We start from the raw sequence: 16,220 nt of genomic DNA on the forward strand, positions 1-16,220 counted from the left end.
CGCTGCTAGGCTCTGCCCATGCAGCCAGTCGGTGAACGTCCGCCCCCCTACCGCCTCGAGGCCATCCAGGTCGCGGCCTGGGCCACGTGGTCGGGCGCGCTGCTCGTAACGGGGCTCACGGCGTATTTCGTGTTCACGCTGCTGAAGCGGCTCGACCCGACGCTACCCGATTTCTCGGCATACGAGGGGGAGCACTGGCGGCTGCTGGGCGGCTACGTGGCCGAGCGGCTGTTCATCGGGGCCGACGTCGTCGGGTTCCTGGCGATCTGCATCGGAGGCGGCGCGTTCGCTCTGGCCTGCTGGCGCGGCCATCCGCATCCGCGGTCGTGGACGGCCGCCATCCGCGCGTTGCTCGTGATGGCCATGGTGGGTATCATGACGTACCGGTTTGCCGTGCTTGACCCAGCGATGCAGGCCGATCTGGCGGCCTATCGGCAGGCGGCGGCTCTGGGTGATACGCAGAACGCCATCGAGCTGCAGCAGGCCTACGACGTGCACCACAGGACCGCCAGCAACGTCATGGTCGCGAGCCTCCTGCTCTCGCTGGGCGCACTGGGCTTCACGCTGGCGACGACGCGGCGCGTCATGACCGGCGCGGCCGGCGATCGCACGCCCGCCCCAAAACCCTCGAGGTTGCAGGAGCCCGAGCTGGCCAGGGGACCGCGGCGGTGACCGTGCGCACGCCCGACAACCCCCGTGGGTTGCGAGACCTGCCCTTCCGCGTGCCCGAAGTGACCAAGGCCGAGAAGGCGCGGGCCCGGCGCCTCGCCAAGGCCCTGGCCGAGCGGTACCCGGACGCGTACTGCGAGCTCGACTTCACCAGTCCGCACGAGCTGCTGATCGCCACGATCCTGTCGGCCCAGGCGACGGACGTGGGCGTGAACAAGGCGACGCCCGGGTTGTTCCGTGCGTTCCCGACGCCGCAGGACTACGCCAGCGCCACGCCGGCGAAGATCGAGAAGCACGTCCGGTCGATCGGGCTCTTTCGCAACAAGGCCAAGGCCATCCACGCGGCCATGACCAGCGTCGTCGAGGACTTCGGCGGCGAAGTGCCCCGGACCATGGACGAACTGCTCACCCTGCGGGGCGTGGCACGCAAGACCGCCAGCGTGGTGCTCGGAAACGCCTTCGGTATCAACGACGGGTTCGTCGTCGACACGCACATCGAGCGGCTGAGCAAGCGGTTCGGGCTGGCGCCCCAGGACGCGACGGTCGCGATGGTCGAGCGGCACCTGATTGCGCTCTTCCCGCGTGACCAGTGGGCCGACTTGAGCCACCGCATCATCTTCCACGGCCGGCAGGTGTGCAAGGCGAGGGGCTGGCTGTGCGAGGGCGACAGCATCTGCCGGCGATTCTGCGAGAACGCGCGGGGTAGCAAGGGAAGTGCATCGAAGGGGAAGCGAGCCCGCCGCGATTCGAACGCGGAACCTCTGGCTTCGGAGGCCAGCGCTCTATCCAGTTGAGCTACGGGCTCGGAGCGGTCGACCCTGCGTCGACCGACGGGCTCATGGTAAGGACACTCGTGGTGGCAAGCAAGGCCAGCCCCAGCCCACGGGCCGATCAGCCCGCCATGCTGCCAGCCCCGCTGTGGGCCGTCTTGTCGTTTACCTTCGCCGGCAGCGTGGGCACCGCCGTCGCCACGGCCGGCGTGCCGTTCCTGGCGCAGAGCGCGTATGGCTACGGCGAGACCAAGATCTTCCTGCTCGCGCTGCTGTACGGCGTGGTGTACATCCCCGGGGCGCTGGGCGTCGGGCCGGCGCTCCGCCGATTCGCGGCCCGGCACGCGTGGCTGACCAGCGGGCGGCTGCTGGCGGGCATCAGCATCGTGCTGGGGCTGCTGGCCGCGCTCCCGCTGCTGACGAGGCCGTCGGCCGAGGACGGCACGCTGGGGGCCTGGGCCATCTGGCTCATGATGGCGGCCCAGGGACTGCTCAGCGGTGCGACGTGGCCCATCGTCGAGAGCTACTTGAGCGGCGGGCGGCGCGGCCAGAGCCTGCGGCACGCCACGGGCTTGTTCAACATCACGTGGGGCACCTGCATCGTGGTGTCGCTGGCCGCGCTCGGGCCGTTCGTCCGGCCTCACCCGCTCGAGGCGCTCGCAGCGATGCTGCCGGTGTACCTCGCGTGCGCCTTGCTCACGATCTGGATGGGCCCCGAGCCCGCGCGCAGCCTGCCCGATGCGCACCCGACCAGGCCCGCCCGGTACAAGAAGCTGCTCTCGGTGTTCCGCGTGCAGCTTCCGACGAGCTTCCTCGTCATCGCGGTCCTCGAGCCGGCCTCGCCGTTCTTGATCGCCAGCGTGGCCATCGAGGACCCGTGGCGTGCACCGGCGGCCGCGATCTGGCTGGCGACGCGGGTGGCCACGTTCGTATTGCTCACGCGGTGGCACGGCTGGCACGGTCGCTGGGCCATGCCAATGATCGCGGCGCTGCTGCTGCTCGTCGGGTTCGCCGGCATCACGGTCGGCCCGAACATCGATGCAGTTGCGACGGCCCGCGTGCTGGTGCTCGGCGGGCTGGCGGTGCTCGGGCTGGGCGTGGGCATGATCTACACGGGCGCCCTCTACTACGCCATGGAAGTTGGCGACGCCGAGATCGACGCCGGGGGCAAGCACGAGGCATTCATCGGGCTGGGGTACTTGGGCGGGCCGCTGGTGGGCCTGATGGCCTACGGGTTCGCGCAGCCGCACGGCCCGATCGCGACGAGCCCGAGCCTGCTGCTGCTCGCGATCGCCGGGTCGCTGGTGGTGGTGCTGGGATTCGGATCGGTGGCGTGGGCGTTCGCGTCGGGCAGGCGGGAGTCGGCGGCGCCGATCGGCGACGATACGGGAGATCACTGATTCCGATAGCTTTCACCCTGGGTGGTGAACGCCACGCGGCTCGGTTGCGAATAACTGAGGACGGGTGACGGTACAACCATCCCCGACGATCCTTGTAGCTGGGCGAGATCGCAAGCCGCAGGGGTCCATCGAGCCGATGCGATGGCTTGCGGCCCGATCATGCGGCACGATCCTGGATGGATCGTGGGCGAGAGACGTCAGGAGGCACTATGCGACAGACCGGAACGAGCACGCGCGTCTTCACCACCGCGGCGGCACTGCTGGCCGCCCTCGGCGCAGCGGTCGCGTCGCCGACGGCCCTGGCCTCGCAGAACACGGCCGTCGAGCAGGCCAAGACGGTCACGGCTCAAGACGAGCGCGTGTGGTCGGACGATCTGTGGGCCGCTGCGACGCGTGGCGACCGGTCTGCGTTCCACAAGCTGCTCCGGTCCGCCGCCGACGACGTGCGTGACCCCATGCTCGCCGACGTGGCCGAGGCACTGGGCATCGCCCTCGACGAGCACACCATCGCGCGACACGAGAAGGTCGAAGAGCACCGCGAGACCGTCCGCGCGACGCTCGAAACGCTTGCGAGCGAGCCGGAGCCGCGCGAGCGTGAGGAGTCGCTGCTCGAGGGCATGAGCGCCGCAATCGCGTTGCACATGCTGGCCGACGACAAGGAAGGCGTGCTGGAAGAAGGACCGGTACAGGAGCTCGTTTCCGCGGCCGATGCCGAAGCGAGGCTGGCCGAGCAGGACGGCCGGTGGTACGCCGCCGCCGAAATGTTCGAGCGCCTGCATGCGCTGTACGAGGATGAGGGCACGTACCTGGGGGACCGCAAGCGGCAGCTCAAGCGGCTCTCGCTCGTCGCGACGTATGCGCCCGAGCGCAACCACGAGCTGCGCAGCCTGCGGCTGGTCGAGACCGGCGAAGAGGCCCTGCCCCCCTACAACCCGGCGGGCAACTCGGTCGACGAGCGGCTCGAGGACATCGAGCCGCTGATGCTGCTGTACGCCATGGTCAACGCCGACCGGCACCACGTGTCGGGGTCGGCGATGAAGGACCTGCTGGTGTCGGGCCTCAAGGGCCTGCGCCTGCTGGCCGAGACCGAGGATCTGTACGGACAGTATCCGCAGCTCGCCGACGAGCAGGCACGCGCGCGGTTCATCGAGGAACTCGCATCCGCGGCCGCCGACCTCGAGCGGGCGCCCGTCGCCAACGACCGGACGATGCAGACCGTGGTCCGCAACGTGCAGAGCTGGAACCGGCAGACCGTGCGGCTGCCCGAGACGCTCGTGTTACGGGTGTTCGGCGATGGCGCCATGCGGGCGCTGGACGACTACACCGAGATCATCTGGCCCTACGACGTCCGCCAATTCGAGCGCAGCACGCGCGGCAACTTCAGCGGCATTGGTGTTTCCATCCAGATGAACAACAAGCGTGAGATCCAGGTCGTTACGCCGCTGGACGGCACGCCCGCACAGCGTGCCGGCGTGCGGGCCGAGGACGTCATCACCGCCGTCAACGGCGAGAAGACCTTCGGCATCTCGCTCAACCAGGCCGTGGACAAGATCACCGGCCCCAAGGGCACGCCCGTGGATATCACCGTCCGCCGCGGCGAAGAAGACGCCGAGGAAGAGGTGACCTTCACGATCGTCCGCGACACCGTCGAGCTCAAGACCGTGAAGGGCTGGGAGCGTGTCGACGCCGTCGAAGACAACTGGGACTGGATGATCGACCCGATCTACGGGATCGGATACGTCCGCCTGACCGGCTTCACCGAGAACACGACCGCCGACTTCGACAAGGCACTGGCCGAGATGGAAGAGCAGGGCGTGCAGGGCTTGATCCTGGACCTGCGGTTCAACCGCGGCGGCTTGCTCGATCAGGCGGTCGAGATCACCAGCCGATTCGTGGACTACACCAAGAGCCAGCGCACCTTCGGGCAGGTGGTCGTCTCGACCCGCAACGAGCGGACCGACGGCACCGGCATGGCCCCCGAGCGCCTGCAGCGCCGCAACTCGTTCCTGCCCGAGATCCCCGTGGTCGTGCTCATCAACGAGGGCAGCGCGTCGGCGAGCGAGATCGTGGCCGGTGCCATCCAGGACTACGCCGAGCAGTCGGCCGCCAAGGCCGTGGTGCTGGGCCAGACCAGCTTCGGCAAGGGCAGCGTGCAGAACGTGCTGCCGATCGACCCCAACCGCCGCTCGGCACCGCGGGCGCTCATGAAGCTCACCACGCAGTACTACGTGCTGCCCGGCGGGCGGATGATCCACCGCGTGCCCGGCAAGGTCGAGCACGGCGTGGTGCCCGATCTCTCGGTGTCCATGCTGCCCGACCAGGTGGCCGAGAGCCTGATCCTTCGTCAGGAGGCAGACGTGCTGGTGCTCGACGAGGACGGCAACCCGCCGGCCATCGAGGACCGGCCCGATCCGTCGCGCTTGATCGACGAGTCGATGGACCTGCAACTCAACGCCGCCCTCGTGCTCCTGCAGTCTCAGACGCGGCCGACGGCCGGTGCGGCGGCGATGCTGCCCGCCGACGCCGATCGCAGGACTCCCTGAGCACGCGTGCATCTCGGGCGACTTGGGGTGGCCGGCGCGTTAGACTTGGGCGTGCCGGCCGCGCGTGCGCCCTGCCGGAGACCGAATCCTGACGTGCCCGGGCTGGCGGCAGCCTGGCGCAGCCCCCGGGGAGCAGCGACCGACCATGGCCCAAGCCACCACGAATAGCGCCGACGCCTCTTCCGCCGGAGCCAGGCCCAGCGACTCCCTGGACAACGACACGCTGGTGGGGTGGCTGCGGTCGATGCAGCTCATCCGCGAGTTCGAGACGCGTACGCAGCAGGCCTACCAGCAGGCCAAGATCGGCGGCTTCTGCCACATCTACTCGGGCCAGGAGGCCTGCGCCGTCGGCACCATCGGCTGCACCAACCCCGATGACCCGGTGATTACGGCCTACCGCGACCACGGCCACGCCCTCGCGCGCGGCATGACGCCCCGCGTGTGCATGGCCGAGATGTACGGCAAGATCGACGGTTGCGCCAAGGGCAAGGGCGGGTCGATGCACATGTTCGACAAGCCCAACCACCTGTACGGTGGCCACGGCATCGTCGGCGCCCAGACGCCGCTCGGCGCGGGGCTCGCGTTCGCCACACGCTACGAGTGGGAAGTGCTCGGCACAGGCTCGAAGAAGGTGTGCTTGTGCTACCTGGGCGACGGCGCCGTCGACCAGGGCGCGTTCCACGAGGCCCTGAACCTCTCGTCGCTGTTCGGCCTGCCGGTGATTTATGTCATCGAGAACAACGGCTACTCGATGGGCACGTCGATCGATCGGCATACCGCGAACCACAAGGACCTGATCTCGCGCGGCAAGAGCTACGGGATTCACTCAGTCCAGATCGACGGGCTCGACATTCGCGACGTGTACGACCAGTTCAAGCCCGTGGTCGATCGCTGCCGCGAGGAGCAGGAGCCTGCCTTCGTCGATCTCTTGACCTATCGGTACCAAGGACACTCGATGAGCGACCCGCAGAAGTACCGGACGAAGGACGAGGTCGACGAGTACAAGGGCAAGGACTCGATCGCCGCCTTGCTCGATCACCTGATGAACGATCGGGGGGTCATGGACGAGGACTCGTGGAAGACGATGCGGGGCGAGATCCGCGACATCGTCAAGGATGCGGTGGAGTTCGCCGAGTCGGCCGAGGCCCCGGACGTGGAGGCCGAGCTTTATTCGGACGTCTTCGTCTATCCGCAACCAAATCTGAGTCCGACTCGGGACTACGTGCACGGCTCCAAGAACCCGCTGCTCTAGCGGCACTTAGGAATCCGCCGCGAGTCGCGCCGCGCGTACGCCTCGTAGAACTGCACACGAACATAGGGAAACACCCCATCGCGGGATGAGCGTTCGTTCATCCGATGTGCTGTATGGTTGCCCCTTCCGCAGAGAGGCCCGCCGGCGTCGGTGGCTCTCGCGGGCGGCCCCGGCATGGATGTCGGAGCCCGTTCAGGCCCTGGACCTCGAAGCATCGCGTCCAGGGCTGGTCACGACCCACACCTTATCAGGCAGGCAGTACCGCTTCGGTTCGTTGAGATTCTCCGGATTGTGCGGCTCGGGCAAGGTCGAAAAGCCCAACAAGCCGGGCAAGAAGCCGAGACTCGTGGGCGATCGGAATGGAAGCTGGTGGTGCGTCCTGGTGTGGGGCGCTGGAGGACACGATGCTTGATCGCCGCCGTTCTGTAACGGCCATCTTGATGGCCGCTTCTGTGATCGCACTCCCCACGAACCTCCTGGCATCACAGGAGAGTGGTGAGGACAGCAAGGCAGAGAATCGCAACTCGCTGCAGCGGGACGCCCGCGCGACCAAGGAGCAGTTGGAAGCTGCTCGAACCGCCGACCCGCGTTTCTTCCTGACCGGCCCGAGTTCCCAAGCGCTGACGTCCAGCCGCACGCGGGTGCGTGCATCGGGCCTCCGCCGCCAGTACACGGCCGAGGAGCTTGCCGAGATCCGGGCCGCCAGGATGCGGCTGATCCGGGACATGGGCGCCGGCCCCGCTCAAGACCCAGGCGGCGTGGTCCTCAGCCACCCGACGCTCGGCCGCATCACCATCAGGATGCCCGGCGTGAATCCGCTCCCGCCAATCGGCACCGGGCCTGGCTCGATGCAGCAGCCCGTCCCGGGGGTACTCGCCGGTCCGAGCCCGACCGCGGGCACGTACTCGTCGGACCCGGTCGGGGGCTCGAAGGGCGGCGGATCGGGCGACTTCCCCGTTCTGCGTCCGGGGTCGGGCTTCGCCGGCCCGACGCCGCAGCCCGCGGCAGTGGGCAACCCCAGCCTGCCGGGCTACGACGCCCAGGCGATCGCACGGTGGGACGTCGTGCCCTACCAGGACTTCGACGACAAGTTCCACGTGGGCGTGGTTGCGTTCCACATGAACGGCATCGACCGCGTGGAATTCAGCGCGAACGGCGGTCCCTGGTCGCCGGTCACCGAGATGAAGCTCAATCCGCGCACGAACGTGTGGGAGTACACGGTGATCGTGGACGCGAGCGACTTCGATGACGGCCTCGTCGAGATCCGCGCTCGCGCGTTCCCGAAGCTTGCGGGCGAGGTCCGCGTCCTCGGTGGCCCGCTCGACGGCCACAACGACGGCTCGATCGACTTCCGCAACGGCGTGCATTCGATGTTCCTGAACGCGAACGCCGGCGGCAGCCTGCCCAAGCACGAGGTGTACGCCGATGCCCAGAACGGCAACGACGACACCGGCGACGGAACCCGCGACAACCCGTACCGCACGCCCGTGCACGCGTTGGCAACGATCACGGCCGAGCACGGCAGCTCCGACGGCGCCGTGTGCTACCTGCTGCCTGGCGAGTACGTCTGGGAGGGCATCCGCTTCCCCGACGACATCGAGACGATGTACCGCTGGGCCAAGGTGACGCCCGCGCCCGGCGTCGAAGCGGACGAGGTCAAGTTCGTGGACAACGAGCCCGCGGGCTTCCGCACCCGCCTGATCCGAGCGCACAACGTAACGATGACGGGCGAGGGCACGCCGCGCACGGTCCGGTCCAAGGACACGTACTTCTGGCTGAGTAACTCGACGATCGTGGGCGATACGCGCTTCGAGGGCGGAGGCATCGCATCGGGCAGCAACGACTGGGCGGGCATCTACGGCACGGACGTCCGAGCCATCGAGGTCCGCTCGCCGTTCCGCTCGTCGACGTTCGTCCGAAACGTCGAGGCCAGCGGCTTCTCGGATACGCCCTTCGGCTCGGATACGCTCGTGATCAACGCCGACGTCCGCGACTTCACGCGGAACCCTGACGGCACGCACGCGGACGTCTTCCACTGGTTCTGGCGCGACGACATGGATCGCGAGAACCGCCTCATCTACAACCTCCGCGTCTACGAGTTCCCGCTCCTTGGATTCCTCATGAATCCCATCCGCGGCGGCGAGCAGGAACTCGAAGACGTCGCCATCGTAAACGTCCACATCTCCAAGGACGAGGCCAGCGTCGGCTCGAGCATGTGGAACTTCGACGTGGACCACCTGGTCATCTCGGGACTCCAGCTTCCCGACCAGACCTTCCGATTCGACGTCCACCGCCAGGACGACGACGGCGAGCTGACCATCACCAACCTCTCGGTGTCGAACAGCATCTTCGCCAAGATCACCGGCAACGCCCTGCCCGAGGACGGACGCTTCCGCAACATCCACGTCATCGACGGCCAGTCGCACATGGCCTGGGTGCCCCCCGGTGTGAACATCACCGAGGGCAGCGTCCACGGCGGCGACACGCGTGAGGCCATCTTCGTCAGCCCACGCAGCAAGAATTACCAGCCACGGCCTTCGAGCATCGTGTGGGGCCGAATCCCCGCGGCCGACCTGCTGTCGCCCGCCGACGTCATGGGCCGTCCCGCTCGCGGCGACATGGTGTCCCTAGGCGCCTACTTCGGCGGCTGATCGGCGAATAATCCGCCGATGACACCCACCACCAAGATCGATCACCCGCGGCGAACCTTGCGTTCGCCGTGGGTGCTCTTGCGTGGTGAGGCATCGACGCTGCCCGGGTTCTCGGCGTCCGAAGAGGTCGGCCGATGGAGGCTCCTGACCAGAGACGGATCGCGACCGGCGGGCTTCGAAGTGGGCGAACAAGGTTGGAGCTATCGCTCGCGACCCTTCTCGCATGCGGCAGCATGGCACGCGACGTCTGCCGACGGGTCGATCCGAGCGCTCGGCAGCGATCCGGCCATCCTTGCCCGAGCGATTGGTGCACGGCCCGATCCATCGTCGCTCGTCGATGACCTTGTCCTGGGGTTCCGGCCAGATGGGCGATCGCCGTACGAGGGAATCTCGCCGTGCGGTTCGGCAGATGCGATGGTGTACGGGCCAGCGGGCGTCGAAGTCGTGCCCCAATCGAACGATCCGGAGCCCCTCGCAACGCTCGGCGAGCGCATCGCGGCTTCCATGAACGACGGAGCCTGCCTCGAGCTCACGGGCGGCGTCGACAGCAGGCTGCTGCTCGCCCTCGGTATTGGCTCGGGCGGAACGCCCGGTCGAGCGTTCACCATCGGCGACGACGGCGATCCGGACGTCCGCATCGCTCGCGCGTTGGCTGACGAGCTCGGCATGGAACATCGGACGCTGGCCATTGACGCCGACGAGGCCGACGAGGCTCGGCTGCTCGACGATACCCGCGCGTTCGTGGACGAGAGCGGGCAGGTGTGCAACGCCGCGGCCTATGGCTGGCTTCCGTCGATGTTCCGCCGGCTCGAGGACTTCCGTTCCGAGCAACTGTCGGGCGTGGGCGGCGAGGTTGGCGAGGGGTTCTATTACACGGGGCTCGATCGACTGTTCGAACTGGTCAACTCGCCGCGGCTCTGGCTCCGGGCCCGGGCCGTCGTCGATGGCGGCAGATGGGCCCGCCTATTCGAACCCGGAGTGTGTTCTCGTCGGCTGCGCGAGGTCGCACGCGAACGCACGGAACTGTACGAACGCAAGCCCTGGCGACTTCGCACCGACGACTTCTATCTGCACGCTCGCATCCATGGCTGGGCGGTGCCGGTCATCCGCGCATCGGCCGCGTGGTACCAGCCGATCACGCCGTTCCTTTCGGCCGAGTATCTTGCCTGGTCAAAGTCCTTGTCGGCCCAGCAGCGCCACGGCCGTGCCGCCCAACGCGAGCAGATCGCTCGGCTGGCCCCGCAGATCTCGGGCATCCCGTACGCAGCCTCGCTGCCGCCCCAACGGGGAGGCAAGCTTGCCCGCCGGGTGGCCAAGGCCCGGCGCCTGGCGGGCCGGGTGCTGCCGCGCCCGAGCGAGCAACCCGAGCGGTGGGCGGCGACGGCGGGTTCCCTCATGCGGTCGCTCGATGGTGCCGATAGTGTGGTCGATCGCCTGCGTACGCTCGATGGCGTGCGGGTCGACCGCGTCGCGGAGGTCTTGGCGTCCGACCCCCGCACGAGCGCCCACGCGATCGGGGCCTTGCTGACCATGGCCCATGCGATCGATCGGCTGTCGGACGCGCGACCACCAGACGACCGACCGGCGTAGGAACACCCCATGAGCGCACCGCAAGCCATGCCAGTGCCTCAGGAGTATCCCAAGCGAACGCTGCCCGTCCGGATCGTGAACCGCGTGTACAGCACCGCGACCCGGCTGCTCTGGCGGTCCCGGCTCCACGGCCTGGGCCGGGGCGCGTACGTGCACCATACCAGCAGCTTCGTGCGGCCGTCGCGCATCTCGATCGGGCCGCAGGTCACCCTGTTCCGCGGCGCACGCATCGAGGCCGTCGGCGCCGGGCCGGGTCCGCAGGTCGTGCTCGGCGAGCGTGTCTCGATCCAGCGTGACGTGCACATCGGCGCCTGCCAGAGCGTCGAGATCCTCGAGGGTACCGTCTTTGGCTCGGGCGTGTACGTGACCGACCACGATCACGACTACCGCGATCCAAAGCGCGGGTACTTTGGCACGGGCGAACTGCTCGCGGCCCCCGTGCGCATCGGCCCGAGGGCGTGGATCGGGGAGCGCGCGATCATCCTGAAGGGCGTCACGGTGGGCGAGGGCGCGATCGTTGGCGCAGGGGCGCTGGTCAATCGCGACGTGCCGTCGTACTGCATCGCCGTCGGCGTACCGGCGAAGGTGATCCGCCGGTTCGACTTCGAGCAGGGCCAGTGGGTGGCGGCGTGAACGGGCGACGCGTGGCCATCGTGTCGTACTACTTCCCGCCCATCGGCGGCGCGGGCACGCAGCGGGCCGCCAAGCTGTGCCGATACCTCGGCGAATTCGGCTGGACTCCGACGGTCGTCTGCTGCGCCCCCACTGGCGACGGAGCGGCGCGCGGCGTTTCGGCCGCGTATCTCGATGATCGCATGGCCGACTCCGACGTACCCGTCGGCACCCATGTCGAACGCATCGAGGGCGAGGACCATCGGACCTGGCTCGACAAGGCCCAGGCGTACGTCGAATCGCTCGTCAAAGGGCAACAGATCGACGTCGTCCTGGTCACGATGTCGCCGTTCTGGATGGCGCCGCTCGCGGAGCGACTGGCCAGCCGCGTGCCCGTCGTGGTCGACCTTCGCGACCCGTGGGCCCTGGACGGCGTGCCCATCTACCGCCACAAGTGGCAGTGGAAGACCGACTTCGAGGCGATGGCTCGAACCTTGCGGGCCGCGAGCCACGTGGTGATGAACACCGACGAAGCCCGGCGTGCGGCCTTGGACGCGTTCGATGGTCTGGATGCCGACTGCGTGTACGTGATCACCAACGGGTTTGATCGCGCCGACTTCGAGGCCGCCGAGCCAGCAGATCGTCCCGATGGCGCGAGGTTCGTGCTCGTGCACACGGGCACGTTCCTGACCGGCCAGGCCGTCGCACCCGCCGGCGTGGTTGGGCGGCTGAAGCGAACGATCCACTATCGTCCCGAGCCGATCCGCCCCCTGGGGCGTTCGGTGGGCCCGGTGCTCGAGGCCATCGACCTCCTCCGAAGCGAGCGGCCCGAGCTGATGGAGGGCTTCCGCTTCGTGCACGTGGGCAACCTCGACGCGGCGACCAAGGCGTGGATCGACGCGAGCCCGGCGAAGGACCTGGTCGAGCCGGTGGGCTACCTGCCGCACGACGCTTCGATCTCTCGCCTCTTAAGCGCCGATGCTCTATTCCTGCACCTGCACGGCCTGCCGCCCGGCCACCGGGCCCGCATCGTGCCTGGCAAGACGTACGAGTACCTTGCCAGCGGCCGGCCCATCCTGGGCGCGCTGCCCGAGGGCGACGCTCGGGACCTACTGATGGGTCGCGAGCGGTGCTTGCTGGCCGATCCCTGTGACGCGCGGACCATCGCCGACGCACTCGCCACGCTGATCGAGAGGGGCGGCGATCTCGCCGAGCGTCCGCTGAGCGATCCAGGACTGGGTCGGTTCGAGCGGCGCGAGATCGCGCGCCGGATGGCCGGGGTGCTCTCCACCGCCATCGGCGCGACGCCGGCCGAGGCCCCTGCCACGGCGGGTGCGTCGTGATGGCGCTGACCTCCATGCTCGCGCAGATCGCTGGCAGCGACCTGGACTACACGAACCAGACGTCGGTGCACCCGGTCGGCCTGCTCGTGCTGGGCGTGCTGGGCGTGCTGGTGTTCACGCTGCCCCGGCGCTGGTCGCTGGCGCCGCTGCTCGTCCTGGCGTGCTTCGTGCCCGCGGGGCAACGCATCGCGCTGCTCGGGCTGGACTTCACGTTCCTCCGGCTGCTCGTGATCGCCTACTGGGTACGGATCCTGGCGTTCCGAGACTACAAGGGACTCCGGTTGGTAGCGCTCGATTACGCCGTGGGTGCGTGGATCCTGATCGTCTCGCTGGTGTTCGTGCTGCAATGGGCGGGCGTGTCGGCGGTCATCAACCGCGCGGGATACATCTACGAGTCGCTTGGCATCTACGTCACGTTCCGGTGCCTGCTGCGCTCGTGGGCCGACGTCGAGCGCACCATCGTGATCCTGTCGCTGGTAGCCCTGAGCTGCGCGGGCTTCTTCATGATCGAGAAGCAGACCGGGTACAACATGTTCTCGGTCATGGGCGGGGTGCGCACGTATACCCAGGTGCGTGAGGGTCGGCTGCGCGCCCAGGGTGCCTTCAGCCATCCCATCATGGCCGGCTGCTTCTTCGCCATCGTGCTCGTGCTGGCCTCGGGGCTCTTCATGAATCGCCGCAAGCGGGCGACCGCGATGGCCGGGTGCATCGCCTCGGCCACGATCGTCATCATGTGCGCGTCGAGCACGCCGCTGCTCGCGGTGCTCTCTGGCGGCGTCGGGATGGCCTTCGCCTGGATCCGCGAGGTACTCCGGCCGTTCCGCTATGCGTTGGTCGTCATGCTGGTGATGCTGCACTTCGTGATGGAAGGCCCGGTGTGGGCCCTCATCGCCCGCGTGAGCGCCGTGGGCGGCTCGACCGCGTGGCACCGCAAGCACCTCATCGACAAGACCGTCGAGAACTTCGGCGAGTGGGCCATCCTGGGCACCCGAACGACCGAACACTGGGGCTACGGCCTCCAGGACGTGACCAACCAGTACATCCTCGAGGGGGTCCGGGGCGGCGTCTGGGGCATGGCGGCCTTCGTCGTGGTCATCGTCCTCGGATTCCGCGCGGTCGGCAAGGCCCTCAGGAGCGAACCGAATCGCCAGGGGCTGTTCTGGCTGAAGTGGGCCGTCGGCGCCAGCTTATTCACCCACTGCATGGCGTTCATCGGCGTCTCGTACTTCGGCCAGACCCGCGTGTCGTGGTTCCTGACGCTCGCGCTGGCGGCCACGATCTCGCAGTTGCCCAGCATGAAGCCGCGCCCGCGGAATCCCAACGGGAGCCAATCCAGCAATGACCAACGACTCGCGCGTGGCCGTCCTCGTCATCAGCTACAACACGAAAGAGATGACCCTCGCCTGCTTACGCACGATCCGCGAGGGGGCGAGCGCGACCAGCCATGAGGTGATCGTCGTCGATAATGCGTCGAGCGACGGATCGGCCGAGGCCATCGAGCGCGAGTTTCCCGACTACCGCGTGATCGCGTCGAAAGAGAACCTTGGATTCGCGCGTGCCAACAACCTGGCGGCGACGCACGCGACCGCCGAGCGCCTGCTGTTGCTCAACCCCGATACGCTCGTCGATCCAGGCGCGATCGATGCGCTCGTCGGATTCGCCGACCGCACGCCCGACGCTGGCATCTGGGGCGGGCGCACGCGGTTCGGCGATGGTTCGCCCAACCCGACGAGCTGCTGGCGCCGGCCGACGCCGTGGAGCGTGTTCTGCTCGGCCACGACGCTCGCGGGGCTGTTCAAGGGCTCACGGCTGTTCAATCCTGAGTCGGTCGGCGTGCTGCCCGACGGCGCGGAGTTGTCGGTGGACGTCGTGACGGGCTGCTGGCTGCTGATCGACCGCCGACTGTGGGAAGAGCTCGAGGGCTTCGACCCGGCGTTCTTCATGTATGGGGAGGACGCCGACCTCTGCCTACGGGCCCGGGCCCGAGGCGCCCAGCCGATGGTGACCGCGAGTGCCGACATCGTGCACTACGGCGGACAGTCCGACACGGTGAGGCCCGATAAGATCGTTCGCCTCTACACGGCACGGCGCCAGCTCTATGCCCGGCACTGGGGCAAGGGCTGGCAATGGTGGGCCGATATCGGGCCGATGATGAACGTGTTGAGGCGCCGGGCCGTGGCGCGGCTCCGCGGCATGCTGGGCAAGGGCAAGCCCGGTAAGGAGCCGCGGACGTTCGACGAAGTCTGGGCGCGGCGGAAGGAATGGACGGGCTTGAGGGCCCTCGGAGAGCCGGAATCGTGAGCGAGCAGGCGGGACATCCGGGGCCGATCTTCATCTGCGGGCCCTCGCGCTCGGGCACGGCCATGGTGCGCGCCGCGCTGAACCTGCACCCGCTCGTCCACCTGAGCGGCGAGACGCACTACTTCGACGACCTGCGCGTGGCGCTCGGCGCCGGTGGCGACGGGCCGCTCTCGCCCGAACAGGTCTCGCAAGCCGAGGAGTATCTGCTGGCCCTGGGACACCGCCCCTACAGCCATGGCGGCGATCCGGACAAGGGCCGCGTATCTCGGCAAGCGTTTCGCGAGCGGGTGAGTGCTCTTGCGGGCGACGGCCCGCCGACGGCCGACCTCTGTCTGCGGGCGTACTGCGAGCTCGAGGCCGAGCACCATGGCAAGACGATCTGGGGCGAGAAGACGCCGCGCCACATCTTCCGGATCGATGACATCCTGGGTGCTTTTCCCGAGGCGCGGGTGATCTGCATGATCCGCGACGTGCGCGCCGTGGTGGCGTCATACCGCGATTGGAAGAACCAGGGCGGATTCGATTTCGACAAGGACCCGGGTCACAAGGCGACGCTCGAGGCCGACCACCGGCGCGCGAAGAAGTCGTACCACCCGATCATCATCGCCTCGCTCTGGAACGGAGCCATGCGATCGGCCCTGGCCGCCGAGTCGCGGTTCGGCAAGGACCGCGTGCGGCTGCAGCGTTTCGAGGACGTGGTGGGCGATCCGGACGCGAAGATGCGCGAGTTGCTGGACTGGCTCGAGTTGCCCTTCGACGAGGCCGTGCTCGACATGCCGATGTCCAACAGCAGCTACGAGGCGTTTACCGAAGGACGCGGCGTCTCGAAGCAGCCGGTCGATCGCTGGAAGAGCAAGCTGACCGGCGGCGAGATCGCCGTGATCCAGCGGGTGAGCGGCTCGCTGATCGACCGGCTGGGGTACGAGCGCGTGACCGGTGTTTCGATGGCGGCTTCGCTAAAGCACTACGCGTCGTTCCCGGCGGCCGTGCTCCGGGCGTTCCGCGCCAATCGTGCTCGCATGGGCAGCCCGATGAAGTTCCTGTGGCGGCGGCTGCGGCCGATGTTGCAGGGGTGACCCCCGCGAGCAA

Annotated in this window: 11 protein-coding genes, 1 tRNA gene and 1 pseudogene; 12 read left to right on the forward strand and 1 reads right to left on the reverse strand. The window is 68.2% G+C overall.

The genetic code is table 11. From position 1 onward, the window contains the following. Nucleotides 1–18 precede the first annotated feature (18 nt). Together RIA68_04160 and nth are read left to right on the forward strand one after the other, a co-directional pair. Nucleotides 19–672 carry a hypothetical protein gene (locus RIA68_04160; GenBank protein ID MEQ8316629.1) on the forward strand — a complete coding sequence of 218 codons (654 nt, stop codon included), beginning with the start codon at nucleotides 19–21 and terminating at the stop codon, nucleotides 670–672. A 59-nt stretch (nucleotides 673–731) separates the two neighbouring features. Beyond that, nucleotides 732–1,268, forward strand: a pseudogene (gene nth, locus RIA68_04165) (endonuclease III). Between the two features lie 132 nt (nucleotides 1,269–1,400). Here the strand turns inward: nth and RIA68_04170 are convergent. Continuing rightward, nucleotides 1,401–1,474 (reverse strand) — tRNA-Arg (locus tag RIA68_04170). Nucleotides 1,475–1,525: 51 nt separating this feature from the next. On the opposite strand from RIA68_04170, the gene RIA68_04175 reads away from it, so the two are divergent. The 10 genes from RIA68_04175 (at nucleotide 1,526) to RIA68_04220 (ending at nucleotide 16,207) form a co-directional block, all read left to right on the forward strand. After that, nucleotides 1,526–2,839, forward strand: a complete 1,314-nt coding sequence (locus tag RIA68_04175; protein ID MEQ8316630.1) for a hypothetical protein — start codon at nucleotides 1,526–1,528, stop codon at nucleotides 2,837–2,839. Between the two features lie 209 nt (nucleotides 2,840–3,048). Then, complete coding sequence (locus tag RIA68_04180; GenBank protein MEQ8316631.1) at nucleotides 3,049–5,382, forward strand: S41 family peptidase; 2,334 nt, start codon at nucleotides 3,049–3,051, stop codon at nucleotides 5,380–5,382. Between the two features lie 145 nt (nucleotides 5,383–5,527). After that, entirely contained in the window at nucleotides 5,528–6,634 is a 1,107-nt protein-coding gene (gene pdhA / locus RIA68_04185; protein MEQ8316632.1) for a pyruvate dehydrogenase (acetyl-transferring) E1 component subunit alpha, read from the forward strand. A 404-nt stretch (nucleotides 6,635–7,038) separates the two neighbouring features. After that, on the forward strand, nucleotides 7,039–9,285 hold the full coding sequence (locus RIA68_04190) for a hypothetical protein (GenBank protein MEQ8316633.1): 2,247 nt from the start codon (nucleotides 7,039–7,041) through the stop codon (nucleotides 9,283–9,285). An 18-nt stretch (nucleotides 9,286–9,303) separates the two neighbouring features. After that, complete coding sequence (locus RIA68_04195; protein ID MEQ8316634.1) at nucleotides 9,304–10,875, forward strand: asparagine synthase-related protein; 1,572 nt, start codon at nucleotides 9,304–9,306, stop codon at nucleotides 10,873–10,875. A gap of 9 nt (nucleotides 10,876–10,884) precedes the next feature. Then, the gene (locus RIA68_04200; GenBank protein ID MEQ8316635.1) at nucleotides 10,885–11,508 is read left to right on the forward strand and encodes an acyltransferase; all 624 of its coding nucleotides are present in this window, start codon (nucleotides 10,885–10,887) and stop codon (nucleotides 11,506–11,508) included. Beyond that, entirely contained in the window at nucleotides 11,505–12,830 is a 1,326-nt protein-coding gene (locus tag RIA68_04205) for a glycosyltransferase (protein MEQ8316636.1), read from the forward strand. Before RIA68_04200 ends, RIA68_04205 begins: the two co-directional genes overlap by 4 nt. After that, nucleotides 12,830–14,278, forward strand: a complete 1,449-nt coding sequence (locus tag RIA68_04210) for a hypothetical protein (GenBank protein MEQ8316637.1) — start codon at nucleotides 12,830–12,832, stop codon at nucleotides 14,276–14,278. The genes RIA68_04205 and RIA68_04210 overlap by 1 nt, the downstream gene beginning before the upstream one ends. After that, nucleotides 14,169–15,131 (forward strand): glycosyltransferase family 2 protein, encoded by a 963-nt coding sequence (locus RIA68_04215; protein MEQ8316638.1) that lies wholly within the window; start codon nucleotides 14,169–14,171, stop codon nucleotides 15,129–15,131. Before RIA68_04210 ends, RIA68_04215 begins: the two co-directional genes overlap by 110 nt. Continuing rightward, complete coding sequence (locus RIA68_04220) at nucleotides 15,128–16,207, forward strand: sulfotransferase (GenBank protein ID MEQ8316639.1); 1,080 nt, start codon at nucleotides 15,128–15,130, stop codon at nucleotides 16,205–16,207. The genes RIA68_04215 and RIA68_04220 overlap by 4 nt, the downstream gene beginning before the upstream one ends. The last annotated feature ends 13 nt before the right edge of the window (nucleotides 16,208–16,220 follow it).

Source organism: Phycisphaerales bacterium, from assembly GCA_040217175.1.
Lineage (GTDB): Bacteria > Planctomycetota > Phycisphaerae > Phycisphaerales > UBA1924 > JAHCJI01.